This is a genomic window from Thermomonas hydrothermalis (assembly GCF_900129205.1).
GTDB lineage: Bacteria > Pseudomonadota > Gammaproteobacteria > Xanthomonadales > Xanthomonadaceae > Thermomonas > Thermomonas hydrothermalis.
This window is the reverse complement of sequence record NZ_FQUK01000011.1, coordinates 14280-26514: the sequence shown is the minus strand read 5'-3', so window position 1 is coordinate 26514 and position 12235 is coordinate 14280. Positions and strand designations below refer to the sequence as shown.

The 12235-nt window shown below is 65.4% G+C and carries 7 protein-coding genes; 5 read left to right on the top strand and 2 right to left on the bottom strand.

The genetic code is table 11. The features are described from left to right. The first annotated feature begins 24 nt into the window (after positions 1-24). Genes BUA29_RS04635 through cysN form a run of 3 tightly spaced genes read left to right on the top strand, consistent with a single transcriptional unit; the run spans position 25 to position 4505 of the window. Entirely contained in the window at positions 25-1665 is a 1641-nt protein-coding gene (locus BUA29_RS04635; protein ID WP_072755452.1) for an FMN-binding glutamate synthase family protein, read from the top strand. A gap of 36 nt (positions 1666-1701) precedes the next feature. Further along, the gene (cysD, locus tag BUA29_RS04630) at positions 1702-2604 is read left to right on the top strand and encodes a sulfate adenylyltransferase subunit CysD (RefSeq protein ID WP_072755451.1); all 903 of its coding nucleotides are present in this window, start codon (positions 1702-1704) and stop codon (positions 2602-2604) included. Then, positions 2604-4505: a sulfate adenylyltransferase subunit CysN gene (gene cysN, locus BUA29_RS04625; protein WP_072755450.1), complete on the top strand. Its 1902-nt coding sequence runs from the start codon at positions 2604-2606 to the stop codon at positions 4503-4505. Before cysD ends, cysN begins: the two co-directional genes overlap by 1 nt. A 25-nt stretch (positions 4506-4530) precedes the next feature. On the opposite strand, the gene BUA29_RS04620 is transcribed toward cysN, so the two are convergent. Further along, positions 4531-4998, bottom strand: coding sequence for a cyanophycin metabolism-associated DUF1854 family protein (locus BUA29_RS04620; protein WP_072755449.1), 468 nt, complete (start codon positions 4996-4998; stop codon positions 4531-4533). Further along, positions 4988-7300, bottom strand: coding sequence for a cyanophycin metabolism-associated ABC transporter (locus BUA29_RS04615; RefSeq protein ID WP_084602347.1), 2313 nt, complete (start codon positions 7298-7300; stop codon positions 4988-4990). Before BUA29_RS04615 ends, BUA29_RS04620 begins: the two co-directional genes overlap by 11 nt. A gap of 147 nt (positions 7301-7447) precedes the next feature. Here BUA29_RS04615 and BUA29_RS04610 point away from each other — a divergent pair, with 147 nt between their 5' ends. Together BUA29_RS04610 and cphA are read left to right on the top strand one after the other, a co-directional pair. Continuing rightward, positions 7448-9652 (top strand): cyanophycin synthetase, encoded by a 2205-nt coding sequence (locus tag BUA29_RS04610; protein ID WP_072755448.1) that lies wholly within the window; start codon positions 7448-7450, stop codon positions 9650-9652. Beyond that, positions 9652-12222: a cyanophycin synthetase gene (gene cphA, locus BUA29_RS04605; RefSeq protein WP_072755447.1), complete on the top strand. Its 2571-nt coding sequence runs from the start codon at positions 9652-9654 to the stop codon at positions 12220-12222. The genes BUA29_RS04610 and cphA overlap by 1 nt, the downstream gene beginning before the upstream one ends. The last annotated feature ends 13 nt before the right edge of the window (positions 12223-12235 follow it).

Below are 12235 nucleotides of genomic sequence, written 5' to 3'. Positions count from 1 at the left end.
CTCTGACCCGCACGAAGGCCTGCCGTGGCGCGCTTCATTCCCTACCTCCTGAGCCTGCTGCTGACCGCAGTTGCCCTGGCCTTCGTGCCGGTGTCGGCAAACGCCTGGTGGGCAGTGGCCGGGTTTGGGCTGCTGGCTGTGATCGGCACGGTGGATCTGCTGCAGCGCAAGAGCACGCTGCGCCGTAACTACCCGCTGTTGGCGCATCTGCGCTACGGGCTTGAAAGCATCGGCCCGGAGATGCGCCAGTACTTCATTCAGTCCGATACCGAGCAGGCGCCTTTCTCGCGCGAGCAACGTGCGTTGGTGTACCAGCGCGCCAAACATTTGAGCGACGTGCGTCCGTTCGGCTCGCTGCAGGATGTCTATGATGTCGATTACGAATGGATCAACCAGTCGCTGGCGCCGACAGAAATCGCCGATAGCGACTTCCGCATCACCATCGGGGCCGGGTGCGCGCAGCCCTATTCGGCCAGCGTGTTCAACATCTCCGCGATGAGCTTCGGCGCACTTTCGGCAGCGGCGATCCGGGCGCTCAGCGCCGGTGCCCAACGCGGCCATTTCTATCTCGATACCGGGGAGGGCTCGATCTCGCCGTATCACCGCGAGGGCGGCGGTGATCTGGTCTGGGAGCTGGGTTCCGGCTATTTCGGCTGCCGTGATGCGCAGGGTCGATTCAGTGAGGAACGCTTTGCCGAGCAGGCGGTTGCGCCGCAGGTGAAGATGATCGAGATCAAGCTCTCGCAAGGCGCCAAACCGGGCCATGGTGGGGTGCTGCCCGCCGCCAAGCTAAGCGCCGAGATCGCGGCCACCCGCGGCGTGCCGATGGGCCAGGATTGCATCTCGCCGGCCAGGCATTCGGCGTTTTCCACGCCGATCGAGCTGTTGCAGTTTGTCGCCCGATTGCGTCGTTTGTCCGGCGGCAAGCCCACCGGCTTCAAGCTGGCGATCGGTCACCCGTGGGAATGGTTTGCAATCGCCAAGGCGATGGCCGAGCAAGCCGACTATAATCCCGAGTTGCTGCCCGATTTCATCGTCGTGGATGGGGCCGAAGGTGGCACCGGCGCGGCCCCGGCCGAGTTCATCGACCATGTGGGTGTGCCCATGCACGAGGGGTTGATGCTGGTGCATAACACCCTGGTGGGGCTGGCGCTGCGCGATCGTATCCGCCTTGGCGCTGCCGGCAAGATCGTCAGTGCTTTCGACATCGCCCGCACCCTGGCGATGGGAGCCGACTGGTGCAATGCGGCACGCGGCTTCATGTTCGCCCTGGGCTGCATCCAGTCGCTGAGCTGTCATACCAATCGCTGCCCGACCGGCATTGCCACCCAGGATCCGTCGCGCTGGAGAACGCTGGACGTGGCCGACAAGGCTAGCCGGGTGTTCGCCTTCCACCGCAATACAGTGCTGGCGCTGCGCGATCTGCTGGCGGCGGCTGGTCTGACCCATCCCGACCAGCTCGGGCCGGAACACATCCTGCGCCGGGTCTCGCCGGTGGAAGTGCGCTCGCTAGCGGCGTTGTACCGCTTCCTGGAGCCGGGTGCGCTACGCGACGGGCGCGTGCCTGCGCATGCGGTGTTCCGTGATTTCTGGCCACATGCGCGCAGCGACACCTTCCAGCCGCCCGCGCATCTGCTGCACCTGCGCAGCAGCAAGTCAACCTGATACCCTTGCCGGCGATTTCCGGGCTGCCTGCCTTCGATGACCTCGTTGACCCACCTCGATCGGCTCGAAGCCGAGAGCATCCACATCCTGCGCGAAGTCGCCGCCGAGTTCCGTCGTCCGGTGCTGCTGTATTCGATCGGCAAGGACAGCACGGTGCTGCTGCACCTGCTGCGCAAGGCGTTTTTCCCGGCACCGCCGCCGATCCCGCTGCTGCATATCGACTCCACGTTCGAGTTCCGTGAAGCCTATGCCTTCCGCGATCAGGTGCCGGCGCGCTTTGGCGTGGAGCTGCGCGTGTACATCAACCAGGATGGGGTGCGCCGCGGCATCAATCCATTCGATCACGGTGCCAGCCTCTATACCGAGGTGATGCGCACCCAAGCGCTGCGCCAGGCGTTGGAGCAGGGCGGTTACGACTGTGCGATCGGTGGCGCCCGCCGCGACGAGGAAAAATCCCGCGCCAAGGAACGCATTTTCAGTGTCCGTAGCGCCCAGCACCGCTGGGATCCCAAGCAGCAACGGCCGGAGCTGTGGGCCCTGTACAACACCCGCATCCACAAGGGCGAGTCGGTGCGAGTGTTCCCGATCTCCAACTGGACCGAGCTGGACGTGTGGCTGTACATCCTGCGCGAGCGCATCGAGCTGCCGCCGCTGTATTTCGCCCGACAGCGCCCGGTGGTGGAGCGCGACGGCGTGTTGCTCATGGTCGATGACGAGCGCATGCGGCTGCGACCTGGGGAAGTGGTGCAGCAGCGCAAGGTGCGGTTTCGCACGCTGGGCTGTTATCCGCTGACCGGTGGCATCGTGTCGGATGCAGAAACACCCGCGCAGGTGGTGGCCGAACTCATGCAGGCGCGCACCTCGGAGCGGCAGGGGCGGGTGATCGACCATGATCCGGCCGATTCGATGGAAAAGAAAAAGCAGGAGGGCTATTTCTGATGCGTCTGGATGATGCCGATGCACGCATGGCCGCGCTCCTGCACCAGCACGAGCACCGCGAGCTGCTGCGCTTCATCACCTGCGGCAGCGTGGACGATGGCAAGAGCACGCTGATCGGCCGACTGCTGCACGATACCCGCCAGTTGCTCGACGACCAGCTGGCCACGCTGGCAGAAGACAGCCGCAGGCACGGTACCCAGGGCGAGGCGATCGATTTCGCCCTGCTGGTGGACGGGTTGCAGGCCGAGCGCGAGCAGGGCATCACCATCGACGTGGCGTACCGGTTTTTCGATACCGGCCGGCGCAAGTTCATCGTCGCCGACTGCCCGGGCCACGAGCAGTACACCCGCAACATGGCCACCGGCGCTTCCACCGCCGATCTGGCGGTGGTGCTGGTGGATGCGCGCAAGGGGCTGCTGACCCAGACCCGTCGGCACAGCTACATCGTCTCGCTGCTGGGGTTACGCAGGGTGGTGTTGGCGGTCAACAAGATGGATCTGGTGGGCTATGCCCAGGACGTGTTTGCCGACATTGAACAGGAATACCGCGCCCTGGCAGACCGACTTGGCATTGCCCACGTGCATGCGGTGCCGCTGTCGGCCCTGCGCGGTGACAACGTCATCACCCGGTCACCGGCGATGGACTGGTACACCGGCCCGGCACTGCTGGAACTGCTGGAGACGGTGCCATTGCCGGGGATGGCCGAAAACGCCCCGTTCCGCATGCCGGTGCAGTGGGTCTGTCGTCCGCACCAGGATTTCCGCGGGCTGGCCGGCACCATCGCCAGCGGTCGCGTGGCTCCCGGCGATGCGGTAGTGGTGCTGCCCTCGGGTCGGCGCAGCCAGGTCGAGCGGATCGTCACGGCCGCCGGTGATCTCGATCAGGCGCAGGCCGGCCAGGCCGTCGTGCTGACGCTTGCGGACGCACTGGATGTCAGCCGTGGCGATGTGATTGCCGCAGCAGCGGATGCGCCGGAGGTGGCCGACCAGTTTGCCGCGCATCTGTTGTGGATGGGCGAGGAGCCATTGCTGCCGGGCCGTCCGTATCTGTTCAAGCTCGGTACCCGCACGGTGGGTGCATCGGTCACCGAGATCAAGCATCGGGTTGACATCAATACCCAGGAGCCGCTGGCGGCCAAGCATCTGGCGATGAATGAGGTGGCGCTGTGCAACCTGCACTTGGATCAGCCGATCGCCTTCACGCCCTATGCCGAAAACCGCACGCTGGGCGGGTTCATCCTGATCGATCGCCATAGCAACGCCACGGTGGCGGCTGGCACGTTGGAGTTCGCCCTGCGCCGTGCCGCCAACCTGCACTGGCAGCATCTGGATGTGGACAAGGCCGCGCGCGCCGCGCTCAAGCACCAGACGCCGCGCTGTGTCTGGTTCACCGGCCTGTCGGGTGCCGGTAAATCCACCATCGCCAATCTGGTCGATCGCAAGCTGTTGGCGCTCGGCCGGCATGCCTACGTGCTGGATGGCGACAATGTCCGCCACGGTCTCAACAAGGATCTGGGCTTCACGCCGGAGGATCGGGTCGAGAACATCCGTCGGGTGGCCGAGGTGGCGAAGTTGATGACCGATGCCGGGCTGATCGTGCTGGTCAGCTTCATCAGCCCGTTCCGCGCCGAGCGCGAGATGGCGCGCAGCCTGTTCGAGCCCGGCGAGTTCCTGGAAGTGTTCGTCGATACCCCGCTGGCAGAAGCGGAACGACGCGACGTCAAAGGCCTGTATGCCAAGGCGCGGCGCGGTGAGCTGCGCAACTTCACCGGCATCGATTCGCCCTACGAACCGCCGGAGCGGCCTGAACTGCATTTGCAAACGCTGGGGCAGGATCCGGCAGTCCTTGCTGACCGGGTGGTGGCTGCCATCCTTGGGTTTGACGCCCCGCACGGCAACTGAGGCGTCCCAAGTCGGGCATCACGGGCTACAGGAAGCGATCGAGCAGGCGCCGGCTATGCCGATCCAGCGCCTGTAGATCGGGGATCCGATAGTGCACACCGTGGCTGTCGGCGATCAGCAAGCTGCCATCGCCCAGGCGGCGGATGTCGTCCTCGCTCTTGAGGGTGAAACGGGTCTGGCCGCGATCGGTATCGACCTGCCACTGGCTGGGTGTGACAACACTGGAGACATTCAGCAGGCGGCGGATCACCGGCATGAACTCCCGCTGCTTCAGTTCGTCTTCGATCAGGGCGCGTAGCCCCGGCGGTACTGCGTCCAGGCGGGCGATCCAGGCGAGTTCATGGCCGTCGCTGCCGACCACGGCGATATGCTCGCCGGGCGCGCTCAGCGGAAACGCGCGAACTACACTCACGCCGGCATGGCGGCGGCCATCGGCCAGAGTCAGCACCAGCTGACCAAACGCATCACGCTCGAGGTCGAAATCAGCGGACATGCTCGATCTCCTGCCGTGGCAGCTCGCTGATCGCGTCCTCCTGGTCGACGTTGCGCAGCTGCGCCTGATAGAGCCGCCAGTAGGCGCCGCGGCGAGCCATCAGTTCGTCGTGCGGGCCGACCTCGACGATCCGTCCCCGATCCATCACCACGAGTCGGTCAGCCTTCCGAAGGGTGGACAGACGGTGCGCGATGGCGAGCGTGGTTCGGCCCTTGACCAGGTTGTCCAGCGCGCGCTGGATTTCTTTTTCGGTTTCGGTATCGACCGAGGAAGTGGCCTCGTCCAGGATCAGGAAGCGTGGGTTGATCAGCAATGCGCGGGCGATCGAAATACGCTGGCGCTCGCCCCCCGACAGCCCTTGCCCGCGCTCGCCCACCAGCGAGTCATACCCATGCGGAAGACGCAGGATGAACTCGTGAGCATGGGCCGCGCGGGCGGCGGCGATGATTTCTTCCCGGGTGGCGTCGGGTTTGCCGTAGGCGATGTTCTCAGCGACCGTGCCGAAGAACAGGAACGGTTCCTGTAGCACCAGCCCGATGTGACGGCGGTATTCGGACAGCGCGATCGAACGAATGTCGACGCCGTCGACCAGAATGGCGCCCTGGGTGACGTCATAGAACCGGCAGATCAGGTTGACCAGTGTGGTTTTACCAGAGCCGCTGTGGCCGACCAGGCCGATCATCTCGCCAGGCTGGATCTCCAGGCTCACTCCGCGCAACACGCCGCGGCTGCCATAACGAAAGCCGACGTCGCGCAGACTCAGTGCACCGCGGGGTGCCGGCAGCGGTACCGGTTGAGCCGGTTCGGGAACGCTGGAGACATGGTCGAGCACGTCGAAGATGCGTTTGGCGGCAGCAGCCGCACGCTGGGTGGCGGATACGATCCGGCTCATCGAGTCCAGGCGCGTGTAGAACCGCCCGATGTAGGCCAGGAACGCCGTCAGCACACCGACCGTGATCTGGTGATGAGCCACCTGCCAGATTCCGAATGCCCAGACCACCACCAGGCCCAGCTCGGTCAGCAGTGAGACGGTCGGGCTGAACAGCGCCCAGGTCTTGTTGAGCCGATCATTGATCGCCAGATAATGCTGGTTGGCGGTGCGGAAACGTCGGATTTCGCGTGGTTCCTGGGCAAAGGCCTTGACCACGCGGATGCCCGGGATGGTGTCGGCCAGCACGCTGCTCAGTTCCGACCAGCTGCGGTCGATTTTTTCAAACCCCGTGCGTAGGCGTTCACGCACCCGCTGGATCATCCAGGCAATCAACGGCAGGGGCAGCAGGGTCACCAGTGCCAGTCCCGGATGGATCGAGAACAGGATGGCCGCGATCATCGCCAGCATCAGGACATCGGTGGCGAAATCCAGCAGGTTCAACGACAGGTACAGGCAGATGCGATCGGACTCCGAGCCGATCCGGCTCATCAGGTCACCGGTTCGCTTGCTGGTGAAATACTCCAGCGACAGGTTCAGCAAGTGCTCGTAGGTCACGGTTCGCAGGTCACAGCCGATGCGTTCGGAGACCAGGGCCAGGATGTAGGTGCGTGCCCAGCCCAGCACCCAGGCCAGCAGCGCCGCCCCCAGGATGCCGGCCAGCAGCATCAACACCAGACCTTGGTCGATCGGCGTGCCGTTCTGGAACGGGATCAGCACCTTGTCCATCAAGGGCATGGTCAGATACGGCGGAACCAGGGTGGCGCCGGTGGAGGCCAGCGTCAGTAGAAAGCCGGCCAGCAGAGCGCCGCGATAGGGGCGTGCAAACCGCCATAGCCGCAGCAGGGTCCAGGTCGAGGGTGGGGTATGCAGTTCGCGCGTGCAGACCGGGCAGTCCTCGGCATCTGCTGGCAGTGGCGCCTTGCACAGCGGGCACAGTGTGTCGTCGTCCTCGGTCGTGGCAGAGGACGGCAGGCCACTGGCCTGCTGCTGCCAGCGTTCAAACTGGGCCAGCAGACGCAGGACGTCCAGATTCTGGTCGAGGGTGAAACGACAGTGCAGCAGACGCTGTCGTGCGTCGAGCAGCTCAAGGTGTCCGATCCCGCCGTGGTCGCCGTGGCGCAACTGCAGATCCGGTGACAGCGGCCAGTCCTGCCAGCCAGAGGCCCCCGGCAGGTGTGCCAGCAGGCGTCGGTCGGTCAATATGACCACCCCCTCGGCATAGCGCATGTGTGGATCCAGATCGATCCGGAAGGCGGCCAACGCGGTTTCGCCGGGCGCCAGTTGTTGCTCCAGGGCAGGCTGCCAGTGGGCGGTAAGGCCCGGACACAGCGGCGGCAGAGGGAGGGGGGCGGCGCTGGTGGGGGCTGGCATGGGGGAAGCTAAAGTTTTTGTAAGCTGACGTAAATGTGCCGCCCCGGTAATCTGGTGCACGAACAGGGGCACATGCGTGCAAAGAACCACAAGTATACGATCGCGCTGGCTGGTTCACCGGCCTGCGTACACAGACGGCCAACCAGCATGACATTCGACGACATCCGGTTTTTGCGGATCACTTACCTTCGCGGGCCCAATCTGTGGACGTACCGTCCGGTGCTGGAGGCTTGGGTCGATATTGGTGCACTGGAGGACTATCCCTCCGACCGTATCGATGGGCTGACCGAACGTCTGCTGGCTTGGCTGCCAGGGCTGCAGGAACATCGCTGCAGCCGGGGTGTGCCGGGTGGGTTCGTGCAGCGCCTGCGCGAGGGCACCTGGGCCGCGCACATTCTCGAGCACGTCACGCTGGAGGTGCAGACCCAGGTTGGCATGCAGACCGGTTTCGGCAAAGCGCGTGAAGCCGGCCCGCGCGGTCTCTACAAGTTGGTGGTGCGCTCGCGCGACGAGCAGGTGAGCCGCGGCTGCCTGATGCTGGCGCGCGATCTGCTCATGGCGGCCATCAATGCCACTCCGTTTGACCTCGAAGCCCGGCTTGCGCCGTTGCGCGCACTGGCGGACCGGCGACTGCTGGGGCCCAGCACCACGGCCATCGTCGAGGCTGCCCGCGCCCGCGGCATTCCGCACTTGGCGTTGACTGACGGCAATCTGGTGCAGTTGGGATATGGCGCCCGGCAACGTCGCATCTGGACTGCCGAGACCGAACACACCAGCGCAATTGCCGAGAGCATCTCGCGTGACAAGGATCTGACCAAGACCCTGTTGGCGACCTGCGGTGTGCCGGTACCAGAAGGGCGGCTGGTGGACAGCCCCGAGGATGCCTGGGAGGCAGCCCAGGAAATCGGCCTGCCAGTGGTGGTCAAGCCGCTGGATGCCAATCATGGCCGCGGGGTATTTGCCGACCTGCGCAGCCAGCAGGACGTCGAGACGGCCTATGCCGGCGCGCTGGCCGAGGGCAGCGGGGTGATGGTGGAACGTTTCATCGAGGGCGAGGAGCACCGTCTGCTGGTGGTCGGCGACCGACTGATTGCCGCCAATCGGGGCTTCACCGCCAGCGTGGTAGGCGATGGCCAATCCACCATCCGCACGCTGATCGACCAGCAGATCAACAGCGATCCGCGTCGTGGTGAGGAAGAGGAATACCCGCTGGAAACCCTCTACCTGGAGCGTGAGCCGATTGCTCTGCATGAGCTGTCACGGCAGGGCTACACCCCGGATTCGGTGCCTGCAGCCGGCTGCGAGGTGCTGGTGCTACGCCATGGCAACATGGCTTTCGACGTCACCGACGAAGTGCACCCGCAGGTGGCCGCCGCAGCGGTACTGGCGGCCCGTGTCGTGGGGCTGGATATCGCCGGCATCGATCTGGTGACTCGTGACATCAGCAAGCCGCTGTCAGAAACCGGCGGCGCCATCGTCGAGGTCAATGCCGGACCCAGTCTGTTGATGCATCTAAAACCGGCCTCCGGCACGCCGCGGCCGGTCGGGCAGGCCATCGTCGATCACCTGTTCCCACCCGGTGAGGATGGTCGCATCCCCGTGATCGGCATCCTGGGGCGGCGCGAGCCGACGTTGCTGGCGCATCTGCTGGCGCATCTGCTGTATCTGGCCGGGTGTCGGGTGGGGCTGGCCTGTGGCGATGGTGTCTTTCTCGATCAGCGCCAGATCCGGGCAAGCTCCGGTGTCCATTACGACGGTGGCGAATGTCTGCTGATCAACCGCGACATCGAAGCCGCGGTGATCGAAACCAGTGCCCGCGCCATCCTCAGCGAAGGCCTGCCGTATGACCGTTGCCAGGTCGGAGTGGTGACGGATGCCGATCCCGACCCGTCCCTGGCGGAGTTCTACATCGATACGCCCGACCGTCTGCAAGCCGTTCTGCGTACCCAGATCGACGTGGTGCTCGCACGTGGCGCGGCCGTGCTCAATGCCTGCGAGCCGCAGGTGGCGGCACTGGCACCGCTGTGCGACGGCGAGGTCATCTATTTCGCACGTGATGTCGACCAGGCGCCGGGGCTCGACGCGCATCTGGCCGCGGGTGGGCGGGCCGTGTTCATGCGCGGCGGCGCGCTCGTTCTGGCAGCCGGCCAGCAGGAAGAACCACTGGCGCGTGCCTTGCGGTTCCGTCTGACCGGCCCAGGCGCAAGCCCGGCCCAGGTGGAGGCCGTGTTGGCGGCGATCGCTTGCGCGTGGGCACTGGATGTGCCGCCGGCACTGATCCCGGCTGGCATCGAGCATTTCCAGCAGACGTGGATGGCAGCCGTTCACGTCGCGGACCAGGTGAACGACTGATGGACATTACCCGTATCCGGGCTCTGCGCGGGCCCAATCTGTGGACCCGAAAACCGGCGATCGAGGCGATCGTGACCCTGTCGCAGGGCGAGCGCCCGCTGGATAGCCTGCCAGGCTTCGAAGAGCGCCTGCGGCAGCGGTTCCCGGAACTCGGTTTTCTGCGAACCACCCGTCAGTCTGACACCCTCACCCTTGCCCATGCGCTGGAGTTCACGGCCTTGTGCCTGCAGGCCCAGGCTGGATGCCCGGTCACCTTCAGTCGAACTGCCCGAACCGTGGATCCAGGCGTGTTCCAGGTCGTGGTCGAATACAGTGAAGAAGCGGTCGGTCGGCGTGCCCTGACGCTGGCGCTGCAGCTGTGCCTGTCGGCGCGGGACGATACGCCGTTCGATCTGGACGCTGCGTTGGCCGAGTTGCGGGCGCTGGACGAGGATGTGCGGCTTGGTCCCAGTACCGGCTCCATCGTGGAGGCGGCGGTCAATCGCGGCATCCCCTACCGTCGCCTCAATACGGGCAGCCTGGTGCAGTTCGGCTGGGGCTGCAAGCAGCGTCGCATCCAGGCCGCGGAAATGGATTGCACCAGTGCGATTGCCGAAGCGATCGCGCAGGACAAAGCCCTGACCAAGAAACTCCTGCGGGCTGCTGGCGTGCCGGTGCCGGACGGGCGTCCAGTGTCCAGTGCCGACGATGCCTGGGCCGCGGCGCAGGAGATCGGTCTGCCGGTGGTGGTCAAGCCGCTGGACGGCAACCAGGGGAAAGGCGTGACCGTCAATCTGCGTAGCGAGGACGAGATTCGTCGTGCCTATGAAGTCGCCCGCACATTCCGTGACGACGTGATGGTGGAGCGCTATCTGCCCGGTGGTGACTATCGCCTGCTGGTGGTGGGCAACCGGCTGGTGGCAGCGGCGCGGCGCGAGCCGCCGAACGTGATCGGCGACGGGGTTTCCAGCGTGCGCGCCCTGGTCGAACAGGTCAACGCCGATCCACGCCGTGGCGATGGCCATGCCACGGCGCTGACCCGGATTCGTCTGGACGAGATCGCTTTACGCACGCTCGAAAAACAGGGGCTGACCCCGGATTCGGTGCCGGAAAAAGGGCGTCGGGTGGTGCTGCGCAACAATGCCAACCTCTCCACCGGCGGCACCGCCACCGACGTCACGGGCGATGTCCATCCGGAACTGGCGGCGCGGGCCATTGATGCCGCGCGCATGGTCGGCCTGGACATCTGCGGTGTGGATGTGGTCTGCGAGACCGTGCTGCGGCCGCTGGAGGAACAGGGCGGTGGCATCGTCGAGGTCAATGCCGCGCCTGGTCTGCGCATGCATTTGGCGCCGTCCTATGGCAAGCCGCGCGATGTCGGCAAGGCGATCATCGATGCCATGTTTCCGCCGGGCGAGACCGGCCGCATCCCGATCGTGGCGGTGACCGGAACCAATGGCAAAACCACCACTGTGCGCCTGATTGCGCACCTGTTGCGTTGCCGTGGCTGGACCGTGGGAATGACCAGTACCGACGGCGTCTATGTCGATGGCATGCAGATCGATTCCGGCGATTGCGCCGGGCCGAGCAGTGCCCGCAGGATTTTGATGCATCCACATGTCGAGGCGGCCGTATTTGAAACCGCGCGCGGTGGACTGCTGCGCGAGGGGCTGGCGTTCGACCAGGCGGATGTGGCGGTGGTCACCAATATCGGCATGGGCGACCACCTCGGCCTGAACTTCATCACCACGGTCGATGATCTGGCGGTGCTCAAGCGGGTGGTGGTACGCAATGTGGCACGCACCGGGCATGCGGTGCTCAATGCGGCAGATCCGGTGGTGGCTGCGATGGCAGCGCACTGCCCGGGGAAGGTCATCTTCTTCGCCCGCGACCCGGCTGAGCCGGTTCTGGCCGCCCATCGTGCCCAGGGGGGTAAGGTGGTGTTCGTACAGCAGGGTGATCTGGTGGCGGCGGAAGATGGGGTCGAGATGCGCCTGCCGCTGGCCGAGGTGCCCATGACCGGGGGCGGTCGGATTGGTTTCCAGGTCGAAAATGCGCTGGCGGCGCTGGCCGCTGGCTGGGCGCTCGGGTTGGACTGGGGGATCATTCGCCAGGGCTTGGCCAGTTTCAAGACCAATGCGGGCAATGCCCCCGGACGGTTCAACCTGATGGCCTACCGGGGTGCCACGGTGATCGCCGATTACGGCCACAACCCCGATGCAATGCGCGCACTGGTGGCGGCGGTGGACAATCTGCCGGCCACACGCCGGCTGGTGGTCATTAGTGGCGCCGGCGATCGCCGGGACGAGGACATTCGCCAACAAACCCGGATCCTGGGCGAAGCATTCGACGAGGTCATCCTGTATCAGGATGCCTGCCAGCGTGGGCGGGCCGACGGTGAGGTGCTGGCGTTGTTGCGGCAGGGGCTGGAAGGGGCCACTCGGACACGGGTGATCGAGGAGATCCGCGGCGAGCTGGCTGCCATCGATCGTGCCCTGGAGAAGCTTGGCCCCGGTGATCTGTGTCTGATCCTGATCGACCAGGTGGAACTGGCGTTGCAACATCTGCGTGCCCGTATCGCCGCGGGGTAAAGCGGGACGTGCA

What these genes read in the sequence shown, in the direction of transcription:
- cysD (WP_072755451.1), top strand. Translation starts at nt 1,702, where the DNA reads ATGACCTCGTTGACCCACCTCGATCGGCTCGAAGCCGAGAGCATCCAC.
- BUA29_RS04615 (WP_084602347.1), bottom strand. Translation starts at nt 7,300, where the DNA reads ATGCCAGCCCCCACCAGCGCCGCCCCCCTCCCTCTGCCGCCGCTGTGT.
- BUA29_RS04620 (WP_072755449.1), bottom strand. Translation starts at nt 4,998, where the DNA reads ATGTCCGCTGATTTCGACCTCGAGCGTGATGCGTTTGGTCAGCTGGTG.
- BUA29_RS04610 (WP_072755448.1), top strand. Translation starts at nt 7,448, where the DNA reads ATGACATTCGACGACATCCGGTTTTTGCGGATCACTTACCTTCGCGGG.
- cysN (WP_072755450.1), top strand. Translation starts at nt 2,604, where the DNA reads ATGCGTCTGGATGATGCCGATGCACGCATGGCCGCGCTCCTGCACCAG.
- cphA (WP_072755447.1), top strand. Translation starts at nt 9,652, where the DNA reads ATGGACATTACCCGTATCCGGGCTCTGCGCGGGCCCAATCTGTGGACC.